Source organism: Oceanobacillus neutriphilus (genome assembly GCF_014645515.1).
Classification (GTDB): domain Bacteria; phylum Bacillota; class Bacilli; order Bacillales; family Amphibacillaceae; genus Oceanobacillus; species Oceanobacillus neutriphilus.
On sequence record NZ_BMLW01000007.1, the window covers coordinates 19,966 to 34,383 of the forward strand.

General features: G+C 36.9%; 18 protein-coding genes. 8 read left to right on the top strand and 10 right to left on the bottom strand.

The window, feature by feature from the left end; genetic code table 11:
* Positions 1 to 2: 2 nt before the first annotated feature.
* From IEX29_RS12280 to IEX29_RS12295, 4 genes are all read right to left on the bottom strand, one after another.
* Entirely contained in the window at positions 3 to 686 is a 684-nt protein-coding gene (locus IEX29_RS12280; protein ID WP_188734735.1) for a DUF4956 domain-containing protein, read from the bottom strand.
* 1 nt (position 687) lies between these two features.
* On the bottom strand, positions 688 to 1,449 hold the full coding sequence (locus IEX29_RS12285) for a polyphosphate polymerase domain-containing protein (protein WP_188734736.1): 762 nt from the start codon (positions 1,447 to 1,449) through the stop codon (positions 688 to 690).
* Positions 1,450 to 1,681: 232 nt separating this feature from the next.
* Positions 1,682 to 2,680, bottom strand: a complete 999-nt coding sequence (locus IEX29_RS12290; RefSeq protein ID WP_188734737.1) for an HAAS signaling domain-containing protein — start codon at positions 2,678 to 2,680, stop codon at positions 1,682 to 1,684.
* The gene (locus IEX29_RS12295; protein ID WP_188734738.1) at positions 2,667 to 3,029 is read right to left on the bottom strand and encodes a PadR family transcriptional regulator; all 363 of its coding nucleotides are present in this window, start codon (positions 3,027 to 3,029) and stop codon (positions 2,667 to 2,669) included. The genes IEX29_RS12290 and IEX29_RS12295 overlap by 14 nt, the downstream gene beginning before the upstream one ends.
* Positions 3,030 to 3,225: 196 nt before the next feature.
* On the opposite strand from IEX29_RS12295, the gene IEX29_RS12300 reads away from it, so the two are divergent.
* The 4 genes from IEX29_RS12300 to IEX29_RS12315 all read left to right on the top strand — a co-directional run bounded on the left by IEX29_RS12300 (position 3,226) and on the right by IEX29_RS12315 (position 5,953).
* Positions 3,226 to 3,750 (top strand): GNAT family N-acetyltransferase, encoded by a 525-nt coding sequence (locus IEX29_RS12300; RefSeq protein ID WP_188734739.1) that lies wholly within the window; start codon positions 3,226 to 3,228, stop codon positions 3,748 to 3,750.
* 37 nt (positions 3,751 to 3,787) lie between these two features.
* The gene (locus IEX29_RS12305; RefSeq protein WP_188734740.1) at positions 3,788 to 4,234 is read left to right on the top strand and encodes a GNAT family N-acetyltransferase; all 447 of its coding nucleotides are present in this window, start codon (positions 3,788 to 3,790) and stop codon (positions 4,232 to 4,234) included.
* A gap of 172 nt (positions 4,235 to 4,406) precedes the next feature.
* Positions 4,407 to 5,264: a protein kinase family protein gene (locus tag IEX29_RS12310; protein WP_188734932.1), complete on the top strand. Its 858-nt coding sequence runs from the start codon at positions 4,407 to 4,409 to the stop codon at positions 5,262 to 5,264.
* 335 nt (positions 5,265 to 5,599) lie between these two features.
* A complete protein-coding gene (locus IEX29_RS12315; protein WP_188734741.1) occupies positions 5,600 to 5,953 on the top strand; it encodes a VOC family protein in 354 nt (117 codons plus the stop codon).
* Between the two features lie 127 nt (positions 5,954 to 6,080).
* Here the strand turns inward: IEX29_RS12315 and IEX29_RS12320 are convergent, their stop codons facing one another.
* Complete coding sequence (locus IEX29_RS12320) at positions 6,081 to 6,767, bottom strand: Dph6-related ATP pyrophosphatase (RefSeq protein ID WP_188734742.1); 687 nt, start codon at positions 6,765 to 6,767, stop codon at positions 6,081 to 6,083.
* Positions 6,768 to 6,881: 114 nt separating this feature from the next.
* Positions 6,882 to 7,337, bottom strand: coding sequence for a hypothetical protein (locus IEX29_RS12325; protein WP_229720198.1), 456 nt, complete (start codon positions 7,335 to 7,337; stop codon positions 6,882 to 6,884).
* A 251-nt stretch (positions 7,338 to 7,588) separates the two neighbouring features.
* Here IEX29_RS12325 and IEX29_RS12330 point away from each other — a divergent pair, with 251 nt between their 5' ends.
* Both IEX29_RS12330 and IEX29_RS12335 read left to right on the top strand, forming a co-directional pair.
* Positions 7,589 to 7,738: a hypothetical protein gene (locus IEX29_RS12330; protein WP_188734743.1), complete on the top strand. Its 150-nt coding sequence runs from the start codon at positions 7,589 to 7,591 to the stop codon at positions 7,736 to 7,738.
* A gap of 238 nt (positions 7,739 to 7,976) precedes the next feature.
* Entirely contained in the window at positions 7,977 to 9,176 is a 1,200-nt protein-coding gene (locus tag IEX29_RS12335) for a DUF418 domain-containing protein (RefSeq protein ID WP_188734744.1), read from the top strand.
* Between the two features lie 37 nt (positions 9,177 to 9,213).
* Here the strand turns inward: IEX29_RS12335 and IEX29_RS12340 are convergent, their stop codons facing one another.
* On the bottom strand, positions 9,214 to 9,960 hold the full coding sequence (locus tag IEX29_RS12340; protein WP_188734745.1) for an SDR family NAD(P)-dependent oxidoreductase: 747 nt from the start codon (positions 9,958 to 9,960) through the stop codon (positions 9,214 to 9,216).
* Positions 9,961 to 10,196: 236 nt separating this feature from the next.
* On the opposite strand from IEX29_RS12340, the gene IEX29_RS12345 reads away from it, so the two are divergent.
* A complete protein-coding gene (locus IEX29_RS12345; RefSeq protein WP_188734746.1) occupies positions 10,197 to 10,754 on the top strand; it encodes a TetR/AcrR family transcriptional regulator in 558 nt (185 codons plus the stop codon).
* 185 nt (positions 10,755 to 10,939) lie between these two features.
* Here IEX29_RS12345 and IEX29_RS12350 read toward each other — a convergent pair whose 3' ends face one another.
* Complete coding sequence (locus IEX29_RS12350; protein WP_188734747.1) at positions 10,940 to 11,608, bottom strand: RluA family pseudouridine synthase; 669 nt, start codon at positions 11,606 to 11,608, stop codon at positions 10,940 to 10,942.
* Between the two features lie 262 nt (positions 11,609 to 11,870).
* Here IEX29_RS12350 and IEX29_RS12355 point away from each other — a divergent pair, with 262 nt between their 5' ends.
* Positions 11,871 to 12,479 (top strand): class I SAM-dependent DNA methyltransferase, encoded by a 609-nt coding sequence (locus tag IEX29_RS12355; protein WP_188734748.1) that lies wholly within the window; start codon positions 11,871 to 11,873, stop codon positions 12,477 to 12,479.
* 476 nt (positions 12,480 to 12,955) lie between these two features.
* Here IEX29_RS12355 and IEX29_RS12360 read toward each other — a convergent pair whose 3' ends face one another.
* Positions 12,956 to 13,354 carry an anti-sigma regulatory factor gene (locus IEX29_RS12360; protein WP_188734749.1) on the bottom strand — a complete coding sequence of 133 codons (399 nt, stop codon included), beginning with the start codon at positions 13,352 to 13,354 and terminating at the stop codon, positions 12,956 to 12,958.
* Between the two features lie 255 nt (positions 13,355 to 13,609).
* On the bottom strand, positions 13,610 to 14,323 hold the full coding sequence (locus IEX29_RS12365) for a Na-translocating system protein MpsC family protein (RefSeq protein WP_229720199.1): 714 nt from the start codon (positions 14,321 to 14,323) through the stop codon (positions 13,610 to 13,612).
* Positions 14,324 to 14,418: the final 95 nt, after the last annotated feature.

Genomic DNA, 14,418 nt, shown 5'->3' on the forward strand with positions numbered 1-14,418 from the left:
ACTTACTGATCAGTACTTTCTATATAAGTGATGGATACTTTTAAATTAGCATTTTTTTCGCGAATATGATCCAGTAATTCTTTATCAGTTGCCTCATTTTTCATACGGATAGCATAAGTATACAAAATCATTGTACCAAGATTAGTAGTTTCTACTTGGCGTAATGAAGAGCTTAACGTATATTCAGCAAGTACGTCATACATGAAATTTTCATAATTCAAGTTTTCTGGTACAGTTACCTTCAAAATTTGTGTATCTTTTCCTTTTCCATATTCAAATTTGTAAAGCAAATAAAGTACTAAGCAAGCAAATAAAGTGAGTATGATTGCTAAATCAAATCGAAAAAGCCCACATGTCATGCCGGCACAAAGACCGAAGAAAATATAAGCAATATCTTTAACATTGGTGACAGCACTTCTGAACCGGATCAGTGAAAAAATAGCGAATAAGCCAAATGCAACACCAGCATTGTCACTAACCACATTCATAATCACGGAGACAATAATACTCAAAATAATAATGGTGTGTACGAATGATTGTGCATAACGTTCTCCTGTAAATGTGATTATGTACACCTTCGTAATAATCAAGCTCAGTAGAGTTGCCATGACTAATGCAAGTAATATCATATAAACGCTAGATGTCTCACTAGCTTGTAAATCAAATATTTTGTTAATAAAATCCATTCTATATTCCTCCCGTTGATACAGATTCTCTTTCAATCCCGGCCGGCAGTTGATCTCTTTGCAATAATTCCATACTGGTACAATATTTAGAGGCACTTCGCTGTTCACATTGAAGCGCCTGTAAAATGCGGGTTAACCATAATGGAACACTATCATTTACTTTTACTTCCAACACAATGAGATTGTGATCAATAAAATATTCTCCGTCAGAACCATGTTCCAGAAGTAAATCATCATTGCGGCAGCGTAAGTTAAAATCAAATGTAATACGCAGATCAGGATCGTCTATTCCGTGAAGTGCATGGCGGTCATAACTAACAACCATTTTCGGTTTTAATTCGTATAATGAACGAAAATGATCGATTTCACGAAGTACTTGTAAATTAGATGTGTGAAAGCTGTTTAAATACTGCTCATCCGCTTTTTCCATATAGAGGTATGCCTCTTGTAATGGAAGTAACATCCTGCGTTTGTTGACTACTTTGTTATGTTTTTGCTTTACCTCAAAAAAAGCTGTTCCATCGATGCCTGTTTCATTATAGGTGCGCAAGCGAAGCTTTTGTCTGAAAGCCAATTTATTCTTTGTTTCAAAATAAATTTTGTAATCATTGCTATCAAAATATAAGCTGCTGACAATATATTTTCCATCTGTACCAAATGTATCTGATCGCATATAAGGCATTATTTGATCCAGCAGGAGCGAATATTGTTCCAGTGTAATCAGATATTTTTGCTCTTTTCTTTTGAAAATTTCTATTGCCAATTTTTTCACCTCCCTTTTCTTTTGTATACTAGCTTAAATAAAATTAATAAGAAGGCGATTAAAATCTGGTTAGAACTTTATGAGAATAAAAATGTAGGTAATCTGCTATCGGGAATCCGAATATACTGAGACGATGTTTTCGGGTCTTTAAAGTATTAAAATTTTAAGCATTTGATCAAAAAAACGCATGATTGAATTGTATTCCATTCAACCATGCGTCATCAGCGAGTATTTATTTTTTTCGAGCCTTTATAAATCCATCTGCCGCATCCCAGGCTAACCCGATAATAAACAGAATAAGAATCCAGAATGTGGACTGATTCCAAATGGCGGTTACTGTCTCAAATGACTCTGAACCAGCAGTAACCACACCAGCTTCTGCTAATTGATTCATAAAATCAGGGTTCCAAAAATCAGGACCACTGATCATAAATAGTATTGCTGCCATAGATATGGCATTCACAATTGTTGTGTAAGCAGCTAACCTGTACGTCCATTTCCCGGCAACAAGCTTCAGGCATTCTTTGATGATTCCAGCCCCGAATATGAGAAGAATAAACAATAAATAGGAGCCATAGGTTTGTTCATTTAAAAATGGAACAACACCGTTAAATTGATCCTGAAATACCCAAATTCCAAAGTATTCATTCGAAAATGCGAGAAATACGATGATAATCGTGTAGATAATAATCCCGACAATCGACTCGCTGCGTTTGATTTGCCTCTTTTCATCTGGAATGGGAGGTAAGTCAGCAGGCTTCCATTCCTTACCGGTTAAATCTTTTTGCTTCGTTCCACCACACAGCTCACCGATAGCAAACCAGAATGTCGTCCATCCGAAAGCTGTTGGAAGTGTAGTGACCAAAGAAACAATCATATCAATAAAATGATCTAAAATAGACACAGGGTCTAAAATGGTTTGGACGATAAATCCAACACCTATTAAAGAACTCATAACAATGAGAACAATTTTCACGACTAAAATATAGGAATCAAAAAGCTCCGGACCAATAAGGTACTTCTTTGTTCCACGATACTTATCAGCTAACGTTCTTGGGCTGCCCAGTTCCAGCAAAACTTCTTCTACATCATTTTCTTTTCTGTTCCCTTGCCCTCCCCGCTCCTCCAGCATATCTTCAATTAATCCGCGCAGTTCAATGGCAATATCCTCCCGCTGGGATTGAGGAAGCTTTTGCGTAACCGCATAAATATACCGGTTAATCATCTCCATGTTTTTCACCTTCCTTATTTTCTATGATTTGATCCAGGCTGGAAGCAATAGTTTTCCACTCTGTAACCAGTAAATCAAAAACTTCTTTTCCAGTTTTACTCAGTAAATAATATTTCCTCGGTCTTGATTCATTTGTATCCCATTTACTCTCCAGCAGTCCCTGTTTTTCCAATCTTCTTAGCAAGGGATATAACGTTCCAGGCTCAACATGTATCCCTTTATCGCTGAGCATCGTTACGAGGGAATATCCATATTGCGGCTCTGAAAGCTGACTTAGCGCGCCAATTGTAATGGTACCGCGTCTCAATTCCTGCATGATTTTATCTAAATGTTCATTTGCATCAGCCATATCATCAACTCCTATATTTATTATAGTGTATGTTGCACACTATTGTAAAGTGCATATTAAAGTTTGATGCATAATATTTTGTTAGATAAGAATTCATTTTCATAAAAATCGGAAATTTATCAAATAATTTGATACAATTATATAGATTGAGTTGGATTGAAAATTTAGGTAATGGAGTAATTTAAGGAGGATTTCTTTGGAATTTAAAACGGAAAGATTGTTAATCAGACCATTTAATGATGATGATTTACAGGATGTATTTCATATTTATAGTAACGATACCACCTGTAAATACCTCTTAAATGATAAGTGGACACATGAAAATAAACAGAAGGAGTTTCAGAGAAAGCTGGAGAATAATGTACTTACAAAAGAAAATTCTTTAAGCTTGGCGGTAGTAAGCGGCACAAAAGTAATTGGTGATTTGGCCGTGTGGTATACAGAGATGAAAGATACCGTTGAAATTGGTTATACCTTCTCTCAGGAAGCTTCAGGAAAAGGATTTGCAACAGAAGCTGTGAGCAGTTTAGTGAATAAACTGTTTAGTGAATTTAAGGTGCACCGTATACAGGCTAATTTGGATGCAAGGAATAAAGCATCGCAAAGATTATGTGAGCGTATAGGAATGCGTAAAGAAGCGCATTTTATGCAGGATTATTGGAGTAAAGGGGAATGGACAGACAGTATTGTGTATGGAATGTTATCTTCTGATTTGAATTAATGTTGCGTATTTCTTATTTTTTAAAGGAGAACTAATTATGGAATTAGAAACGGAAAGACTTAAGGTTATACCATGCACAGAAGAAACGGTTAAAATAGCCATTAATCAAAAGTATGATAACGGACCGCAGATCTCAGCCTACTTAAAAAGGCTAAATGAAGACTCCTCTTTACTGTACTGGGGGCCATGGCTTGTTATCCGGAAGTCAGACGGAGTTGTCCTCGGTGATATAGGATTTAAGGGGAAACCGGATGAGGATCGAGCAGTGGAAGCAGGGTATGGATTCCTGGAAAGCTATTGGGGAAATGGTTATGCAACAGAAGCTATGGAAGCTTTGATCCGATGGGCTTTTAAAACTTTAAAAGTAGACAGAATAATAGCTGAAACGCTTGTTGATAACTATGGTTCGATTCGTGTGCTGCAAAAATTAGGTATGAAAAAAATAAGTTCAACAGAAACAATGATTTATTGGGAAATAGGATAGCCTGGAGTAATTATTTTGAAAGGAGGCGTTGTTTTATGAAAATATTGATAACGAAGAGCGGGGTGCAATTCATTTAAGGGAAGCGTATCAAACCCCTGTAAACTACGTGGTCCCTGTCTACAATATAGGAGGATCATATACTTTGGGGAATAGTAAACAAACAAATTCAATAATGAAGAAGATAGGCAAAGTGGAATTTGAACTGCAGGAAGAACATAATTTCAATTGGTTAGAGCAATTCGGAGCTGTATTTTGTGTTTTTGATCAGCAGGACTCCGGGAATATAAGCTTCGGTGTGGAGAAAGCTGGGCAAAAGTATTTTGTGAAATACGCTGGAGCAAAACCGATTGATTTTACCGGAAAACCCGAGGACGCAATAGAACGATTGAAAAAGGCAGTGCCAGTTTATCAGGCTCTTGAACATCCGCATTTAATAAAATTAGTCGATTATATTTCTGTTGAAAAAGGGTATGCAGCAATATTTCAATGGTTTGAAGGAGAATGTTTACATGCTCATTGGCTGTTTGGCGGGCCGGAAAAATACACCAATCCGGAGTCCCCTTTTTACCGTTTTAAGAATTTAACAGTGGAAAAACGTTTAAAAGTTATTGATGCCATATTTTCATTCCATACCTATGTGGAATCTCAAAAGTATGTTGCTGTAGATTTTTACGATGGAAGTATCTTATATGATTTCAAGAATCATGAAATGAAAATATGTGATATTGATTTTTATCGAGAGTCTCCTTCTGTTAATGATATAGGAGAGGATTTTTGGGGCTCGAATCGCACAAAATCTCCGGAAGAATATAAAATGGGGGCACCTATTGATGCTATTACAAATGTCTATAATATAGGAGCTGTTGTGTTTGGGCTAATTGGCGGTGAAATGGATCGCGCCTTTTCCAAATGGGAAGCTGATCAAGAACTCTATGAAGTTGCGATAAGAGCAGTCGAGGTGAATCGTGATAAGAGATATTCAACGGTAAAAGAGTTCTGCAGCGCTTGGAATTCTGCATTAAATCAATAAATTTCCAGAAGAAAAAGAGCAGCTTTTGAAAGAAGTTACCCTTAAGTTTTATTGTAACTAGACGGTGGGATTGTAATTATCAGTATCATTATATTTTTTATAGTCAGAGGACCAAATACAGATGTTTATTTTAGTATTAAAATATTTGGGGCGTTTTCAATAATTGGTATATTATTAGCAGTATTCTCTTGGGTCATATCTAAACGCATTGTCTATTTAATTATAGGTATATTGGGAAATGGATTGGTTTTAGTCTATGCATTTTTACTGTTAGTAGCAATGGGAATAAGCGATCCGTAATAATTCATTTAAAAAAATAGAGGAGAGGTACTTTAATGAGCAATCCTATCTTAAACCAAATTGGAACAGTATTTATCCCGGTGAGCAATATTGAAAAAGCAAGAGATTGGTATTGTGATATTTTAGGGTTAAAAACAGACGGAGAAATACTTTTCGGCCATCTTTATGTTATCCCTATGAACGGTACAGGGATTGTATTGGATAGTAAGATTTATGCAAAGGATAAAATTTTTAAAGCACCGGCATTTCACCTGAATACCAAAAACATTGAAGAAGCATTTCAATATATGAAAAATAAAGGCGTTCATTTAATTACAGCAATTGAACATAGTCATTATTTTAACTTTAAAGATCCGGATGGGAATATGTTAATGATTTGCGAATGCTAGTACCTAAAGACAAAGAGCACGAACCAGGAATGAAGTGATAAAAATGAGTTATCTTAAAAACTGGAGTAAGCCAAAAGCTTACTCCAGTTTTTAGATGGAAGGCTGTATATAGAAAAATCTTCATTGTTTAGTTCAGCTCCAAAGGTAAAAAAGCGTAGTTTCCATCTTTAAGAATCACACCTTTACGAACGGATAGAGGATGTTTAAAGATAGGGCCGTCAAGTACAGTTGTATGGAACTCCCCGCCTTCTCCACTGGGATCAATACCGCGGTCTTCAAGCTCTCTTACATATTCATGGTCTAATATTCTTCCTAAATCCTCTTCACGCATACCAAGAGATATATTCACCGTTACAAGCATTGCAACAAACCCCAGGTCAATGAATTCCTCGACAGCTTGGCGATGATCCATTTCCCATAAAGGCATTCCCAGCTTTAGCCCCGCTTTTTGCGTGACTTCATCATGCCAGCAGCCGTGGGCAGGCACATCTAAATCTCCAGTTACTAAAACCTCTGCACCTTGGTTTTTAGCGGTTTCTAAAAGATTGATAAATACTTTTTCATAATCAGCCCAGCTTGCTGCAGCCGTGTATACAGGCAAACCTATGGAGTGAGCCTGGGCATGTATAATATTTGGAGGCATACCATGGGACCGGGAACGTTTTCCTTCTTCCTCCATCATGACAATAAGCCCGACGGCTTCTCCGACCTTCATCGATTTATAAAGGGCTAAAGAGCCGTCCTTGCCTCCGCTGAAAGAAGCGATAAATTTATGACCAAAGGCATTATTTTTCCAATCATTTAAGTCTGTCATTTATATATTACTCCTTTATATGAGCGAATTTTACAATCCTTCTTCCTTCATCTTATCATGGCTGGGCTGTATCAGCTGTGATTATTTTCTATCCTTCTTGTTCCGGACGCCTGATTATTTCGAGGTAATACTCTTCCTTATAAAGTTTACGAGAGAACCGGATGCTCCTGTAATTGCACCTATTACGATGCCAGTTGTTACACTGCTGAAGAATGCAAAGATACGGGCAATGCTGTTTACCGCGATTTGCGGCAGGTTGCTTAAGCTGCCTCCAAATTGGATAGGAGCATCTAAAGCTGTGTGCCATAAAATTTGATGAACAATTGCTAGAAATATCCCGTAGAAAAAACCAATTAATAATAAAGATAAAAATGTTTTCCTGACATTTTTCAAAACTATATATATAATCCATATAATAATTGGTGCAAAGACCAATACACTGTTTACCAGACTTCCTTCCTTAAAAAGAGACAGGTCATGGCCAATGACACGGGGTACACCTAACAGGGAAAGCAATATTAAAGTAATTACCGGAACACCTAAATAATCATTTATCTTTTGAATAGACAATAAGAAAACTCCTTTCTTTTTCGAATATAACTATTTTTCCTCTTGCCGATTCATATAATAAGATTAATAGCTTAAAGAAATCGAAAGGGTTTATTAAATATTTATTAAATGATGCTTGTTATCAACTAATGAACTTGAAATATTTTCAAATGATAACATACAGATTATTTTGAAAAAGGGATGAATACAGTGGTGATTTGGGTTAAAATAATGTTAAATGTACTTCATGATTTTAATGTAGGAGGGATCGTATGGTTATCGGCGGTTTTATGTTTTTAGGAATTGGTATCGGTTTCTATACCGGGAATATTCCAGCGGGGACAATGATAGGAATAGGGACAGGTCTGGTTGGAGAAGCAATATATCAAAAAATAGGGAAGAGGCGCCCAAAAGAGGAATGAGATCGAAATAAAGTATTGGAAGCAGCTAAATAAAAAGGGTAAATCATATTTTTCTGAAAGAAATAAGATATGCGTGTTGGATGGATTGAGGTTAAATAGATCCTATCCGATGCGTTTTTTTATATGGTGAAGAAATAAATTTCGGGGCAGACAGTTTAATGATAGTATGTTAATATTAAATTGATTAAATGACCAAAAAACTATATGTTCAATCAATTTAAATGAAGGAGAATAGAAGTTGACCATACAGAAAAATATTCAAACCTCGAAAAAGAGAGCGATTTCCTTAGATTTAGCAAGAGGATGGATGCTTTTATTAATTGTTCTTGCACATGCGCCGTTATTTTTATACAATGCTGAGCCTGGTATAATGAGTCGTCCAGAGAGTATTTCTTTTATAGATACAATGATTAATATGTTTGGAGAATTATTTATAGACAATCGTGCACGTCCGTTGTTTGCTGTTTTATTTGGCTATGGGCTTATGATGGTTTTTGAGAAGCAAATTTTAAGAGGAAATTCCCAAAGATCAGCACTTAAAACAATTCGGCGGAGATGCTGGTATTTAATATTATTCGGGATTATATTTGCCGTAGTAATCGGCGGGCAGGATATATTGATGGCTTATGGGATTGCCGGTCTTTTAACGGCCTGGCTGCTGCCACGGGATAATAAGACCTTGATCAAAGCTACAATTATTATCACTTTGATTATGATGCTCTATCTACCATTATTATGGGGAGTTTTCTTAAAAGAAATGAACAGTTATGGATTTGGGGTGGAATTTACACCAGATGTTGGGTATCTGCAATTCTTTATAGAAGCTGCACTTTCTTTTCCAATCATCCCGATATTTATTCACTTTCTTTTTCCCGTTCTTCCGCCTGTTCTTATAGGAATGTGGGCTGGTAAAAAACACTTGCTGGTTAATTCTCAGCTTCATCATAGGAAATTAAAGAAAATCGCTGTGATAGGAATAATGGTATCCATTATTGGAGCAATCCCCTTACTGATGATTGATAAAGTATGGTGGCCCAGCTTTCAAACAGCAGGGATCATATGGGGATTTCATATCATAACAGGAATGGCTGCTGGAATAGGCTATGCAGCTCTGTTTGGCGTAATAGCTGACCATATTAAGAATCCTGGCTGGTTAACCTATTCATTAACAGCCTTAGGGAAGCGTTCACTCACTTTTTTCATTTTTAATGAAGCCTTGCTCGTTATTCTGTTATCTCCGGTATTTTTTGATTTAGGCGGGACATTAGATAACATTGGAGTCACGATTATTGCTGTATTCATTTGGATAATAGCTGTTGTTTTGGCCGCTGTTTTAGAAAAACTTGGTGTAAATGGACCTTTGGAAAGTGCCATGCGCTATTTAGTGTATCAAAAGTATACGGAAAAACCAGCTAAACAAAAAGGAGCCAAATACTAGAAGAGATTTGGCTCCTTTACACTTTACAGCTTGAAAATTAATTATAGATTTGTCCGCCTGCGCAATTGACAGTCGATCCATTTAAAGTCTTGGCTCCGTTCATAGCAAATATGACAACATCAGCAATTTCTTCCGCAGTTGCCGGAATATTAGGGCCTGTAGAGGCTGCGATTCCCGCACCAATTTCTTCTGTATATGTAGTTGATGCGGCAGCAGAAATATTCGTCTGCATCGTATTCGGTGCAACCCCCACTGCGAAAATATTCAAGTCCTGATAGTCTTGGCCGATAGATTTAGTTAATCCGGCAAGTGCATGCTTGGAAGCAGCGTAGACACCGTTAAAGGCTGTCGGTTTAAAGGAATTGGATGAAACAGTATTGATGATGGTGCCGCCGTTATTTTCTATCATCACAGGAATAACATATTTGATTCCTAAGAATGCCCCTTTTACATTAATATTCATTAAGCGGTCATACTCTTCACTTGAGTACTCATGAAGCAGACGGAATGGAATCATAATTCCGGCGTTGTTATGGAAATAATCTATGGTTCCAAAAGCTTCAACCGTTTGTGCTACATAATTTTTAACATCAACTTCATTGGAAACATCAGCTTTTACAAAAATAACTTCAGCACCAAGCTTTCTAGCATCTTCCGCAGTAGCCTGACCGTCCTTTTCGTTATAATCAACCAGGCTCAAACGATGTCCCTGCTCTGCCAGCTTTAATGCAACAGCCCGTCCAAGTCCCGTTGCTGCACCAGTGATTAAGTAAACCTTGCTCATAAGAGCTCCCCCTTTTAATAGTTTAGAATGTTCAACAGCTGTCCATGTATTCTCTCTCTATTCATCTTAAATAAAACGCTTACAAACTTTAGTTTAAACTAAAAATATTGTTTTAATGTACAACTGTCTATTATGATAATAGCATATAATAAAATTCTAATTCAATGGCCAAAAAAATGGAGAATGTTGCTTAATGAACGGTTTTGTGAAAAATGACTAATAAGAGGTGAAGCAACTTGAATTTAAATGATTTAAGAGTTATTAAAACAAAGAAGACATTTCATGAGGTATTAGTGAAGCTTTTGATGGATAAACCGATGGAATCTATTTCTGTCTCTGAGATTTGTAAACTGGCCAAAGTAAACAGAGGGACTTTTTATTTGCACTATGAGCAAAAAGAATGCTTATTTGAAGAGTATTTTAAGGTGGTTATGGAAGATTTGGAGGACTCCTATCAAGGGGCTTATCGTGATTTGCAGGTCCAGCCGCATGAAGTAGATCCATCCTCTTTACGTATCTTTCATCATGTGAAAAAATACGGTGATTTCTATAAAATTGTTTTTTCAAATAAGGCATCTCTTTCCTATTACTATTTATTTTATGAAAAGATAAAGCTGCTGCTTGGTGAAGTTTTAAAGCTGTATAAGAATGAAGATATTAATATCCAGCTCTATACTGCCTATCAGGCAAATGCGCTTGTTGGTATGATTATGTACTGGGTTGCTGATGATTTTTCCTACAGCTTAGATTATATGAATGAGCAATATGCACGGTTTTATAGAATGAGTGTGTGAAAACGTATATGGAAGGGAAGATTTTATTGACATATCAGACTATTAAACGTTAGGAAGAGGCAGTCGTGAGAGTAAGCTTGTGAAAAAATGATAGGCTGAGAAGATGTTATAAAAGAAGTAAAGGAGCTTTGTTTGCGAATTCCTTTACTTCTTTTCCTTAACAAACGCTTATCTGACATATGATTCTACCAAAGATTCCACGGGTATTTATCCGGCGGCTGAGACTTAACCTTTATTTCTTCTTTTTTTGTAGGATGCTCTATTGCGAGCGTCTCTGACCATAGAGCAATTTGTTCTCCGGCCCGATTAGCCTCTTCTCCATATTTTTGATCTCCATAGAGTGGTAAATCACGGGAAGAGAGCTGAACGCGAATTTGGTGCGGCCGGCCGGTGTGGAGTTTGATAGAGAGCAGGCTCAAGTCTTCTTTGCTACCGATAACTTCATATTCTAATTTTGCTTCTTTGGCGTTCTTATTGTCCGGGTGTGCTGTGTACACTTTGTTTTCACGCTTATCCTTTACCAGATAATCTTTTAATAACCCATACTTTTTCTTAGGCTTTCCTCGTACCACAGCTAAATATTTCTTTTCTACTGCTTGTCGTCGAATTGCATCAGACAATCGGGAAGCGGCTTTGGATGTTTTTGAAAATACCATTGCTCCTCCTACAGGGCGATCCAGACGATGGACCAGTCCCAGATAAACATTTCCCGGTTTTTGATAGCGGATTTTTAAATCCTCTTTTAAGAGGTTCAGCAAATCCTGATCCTTGGACCGGTCTTCCTGCACAGGGATGTTGACAGGCTTTTCTACAAAAAGCAAATGATTGTCCTCATAAAGAATTGGAACATTCAAGGGTAAAACTCCTTTATTTCATACTTGTAGGCAATGATAACATAACAGTTTTTTGAATCAAGGGAACAGCACCCCGGAAGTAAATCAATCGTTTGTTTGAATTATAGAATGAAGACATCGTAAAAAAATACCTCTCTCTAGTGCCTAATTTGAAGGTTATACTCTGCTGCTTATTTCTTGTTTATATTTAGCATTATGGTATATTGAAAAACCAAAGAAATTTAATTGAAAAAGTAAAAGATGCTCATATGGAGGGCAGAAGATGGAAGAGAATGTATTCAATCAAATGGCAAAAAAATATGATACAGAAGATCGGAAAGAGCTGGCAAATATTATTGCCGATGAGATAAATAGAGCCTTGTCTGGTAAGCAGCAATACCGTTCTCTGCTGGATTATGGCGGTGGAACAGGCCTGGTGACCTTTCAGCTTGCTGATCAATTTGAAAAGGTTACGCTGATGGATGCTTCTAAAGAAATGATTCAAGTCGCTCAAGGTAAAATAAAGAAGCAGCAATTAAACCAGTTCAAAGCAATAGAGTTTAATTTAGCGGAGGATGATAGTTTGGAAATGAAAGCAGATGTCATCGTTTTATCGCTGGTTCTGCTGCATATTCCAGATATAGAGCCGCTTCTGCAAAAATTAAGTACGCTGTTACATCCAAATGGTATGCTTATTCTTGTAGATTTTGATAAAAATAAAAGGATTCAGCATCCGAAAGTGCATAATGGCTTTACCAAAGAGGAAATCAACCGTGCATTAAATCACGCCGGCTTGCAAAATATCGAAATGAATACTTTCTATCATGGAAGCAATATTTTTATGAATCAGGATGCGTCTCTGTTTATTTCAACGAGTATAAGATCAATCTAAGAAAGAGCAGGGAATTCTTCCCATTGCCCTTTTACTGCGCTTATGAGATCTTTGTACCATTTGGGACAGATTCATCTGGATTTAAAAGGGCGATATCTTCTTCAGGAGTACCTCCGATAACAGGAACTTCTGATTTGAATCCTGCAATAAACATTGGCTGGCGGAAATTGAATGAAAGCTGTAGCCTGAGGGCGTCCAGTAAGTTGCGGGGGAAGTATAGCTGCGATGAAAACCTGACAACGAAGCGTGGAAAATGTAAAATAATTTTGCAAAACAGCGAAGGGAACAGCTATGACATAGCTAACGAATTTAAAGAGCTTCAAAGGCTCTTTAAATCTTGCATTCTCTTAATTATGTAAAAGGGTCAACTTAAAATTAAGTATGGGAGAATGGTTAATAAACTGGGCTGCAAGAAAAACGGGTTGGCTTCTGTTTGCTGAAAACAGAAGTATATTTTTAGCCTTGTATGTTGAAATTCAGACCCATTTAATAGCTTTAACTGTTGTACCTTGTCCACTTTCTGACTGGATTTCAAATTCATCCATCAAGCGCTTGACTCCAGGAAGTCCTGCCCCAAGACCTCCTGAAGTAGTATAGCCATCCTGCAGTACTAACCTGATATCATTTATTCCCGGCCCTGAGTCAGTTGCAATCATAACCAGCCCTTTTTGATTAAATGTATCAATAATTTCAAAAAAAATCTGTCCTTTACCAGCATATAGATAAATGTTGCGGGCCAATTCAGATATTGCTGTGGTAATACGCGCCTGGTTAACAGTACTGAAGCCAATCTGTTTTGCTATATCCCGGCCTACCTGTCTGGCCTGAACAATATCTAATTCCTTATTGATGTTCACAGTTGATTGAGTTTTCATAGTTTAGTCCTCCAGTTCTTGATAAAGTTTTATATTCCTTGCTTCAGATTAAGAACGATTGGAAATCGCTGGAGATGTATATTTGAATCAATCAGCATAATTGCGAATGAAAACTAAATTCTAGTTTGCCCCTTTGTTAGTTAATAGTATATCTTTAATCGTTGTTCTCACTGCCTGGGTTTCGTTTTATTGTTTCATTTAATTTTAAAAAAAGCCGAAAAGGATAGAATACCCTTTCCGGCTTATGTCTTAGCTCTATTGTCTAGACATTTCCACCATATTATTTTTTGGTTTAAGTATAAAGATAACAAAGCCTGTATCGTTTTCAAAATCCCAGTCTACGAATACATCTTGTATTTCCTGATGAAGTACAGACTCTAAGAATTTTTTATCAATTAAACTCTTTTCCAGCTTCCGTTTTGACAGTCTGAGCTGATTCTCAAAACCGGAGCTGATAAGCTCCTGTTCAATCAGGACAAAAATATCCTCCCGTCTGGAAACTAACGTGCGGGAGTTAAGCATACAAGATGTAAGCTTTTTTGGAGACTTTTGCGCTTTTTGAGTAAAGCGGCTAATCTCTGCGTGAACCTGTTTTTTGGCTGGATAACTAAGATAGTCCTCAGTTGTTTCGTCCAAGTCGGAATCAAGTTCCGCAAAGAGAACACCGTTTCTATTTTCTGTCGACCAGTCATAGTAGATTTTATCTACTTGTACTCCTGCCTGTGAAGAAATAATAGATTGTATCTCCGGAGTCAGTTCCTTCATTAACAGATCACGAGTTTCCTGGAATTTTAATTCGTTTTCCTGCTTCAGCAGAATTTTCTCCATAGGAGCTAAAAAGTTTCGTAAATAAATAGTGATATATGGTTTTGCTATAGATACAAAAATTGCTTCCGGTCCTTTTCCGAAATTATCTCGAAATAGTTTGCCGATTGCACTGGATATTCCGGATTCTACTGTTTTTTCCACTTGTTTTCTCCTTTTGGGTATAATAAATTTATATCTATATTCGCCGCGAAAATAGGAGTGTGCTTCGATTACTATTGTTATGATTGATGGAGCAT

Coding starts and splice junctions, on each gene's coding strand:
- IEX29_RS12280 (WP_188734735.1), bottom strand. CDS start 686: ATGGATTTTATTAACAAAATATTTGATTTACAAGCTAGTGAGACATCT.
- IEX29_RS12290 (WP_188734737.1), bottom strand. CDS start 2,680: ATGGAGATGATTAACCGGTATATTTATGCGGTTACGCAAAAGCTTCCT.
- IEX29_RS12295 (WP_188734738.1), bottom strand. CDS start 3,029: ATGGCTGATGCAAATGAACATTTAGATAAAATCATGCAGGAATTGAGA.
- IEX29_RS12305 (WP_188734740.1), top strand. CDS start 3,788: ATGGAATTAGAAACGGAAAGACTTAAGGTTATACCATGCACAGAAGAA.
- IEX29_RS12310 (WP_188734932.1), top strand. CDS start 4,407: ATGAAGAAGATAGGCAAAGTGGAATTTGAACTGCAGGAAGAACATAAT.
- IEX29_RS12315 (WP_188734741.1), top strand. CDS start 5,600: ATGAGCAATCCTATCTTAAACCAAATTGGAACAGTATTTATCCCGGTG.
- IEX29_RS12320 (WP_188734742.1), bottom strand. CDS start 6,767: ATGACAGACTTAAATGATTGGAAAAATAATGCCTTTGGTCATAAATTT.
- IEX29_RS12330 (WP_188734743.1), top strand. CDS start 7,589: ATGGTTATCGGCGGTTTTATGTTTTTAGGAATTGGTATCGGTTTCTAT.
- IEX29_RS12340 (WP_188734745.1), bottom strand. CDS start 9,960: ATGAGCAAGGTTTACTTAATCACTGGTGCAGCAACGGGACTTGGACGG.
- IEX29_RS12355 (WP_188734748.1), top strand. CDS start 11,871: ATGGAAGAGAATGTATTCAATCAAATGGCAAAAAAATATGATACAGAA.
- IEX29_RS12360 (WP_188734749.1), bottom strand. CDS start 13,354: ATGAAAACTCAATCAACTGTGAACATCAATAAGGAATTAGATATTGTT.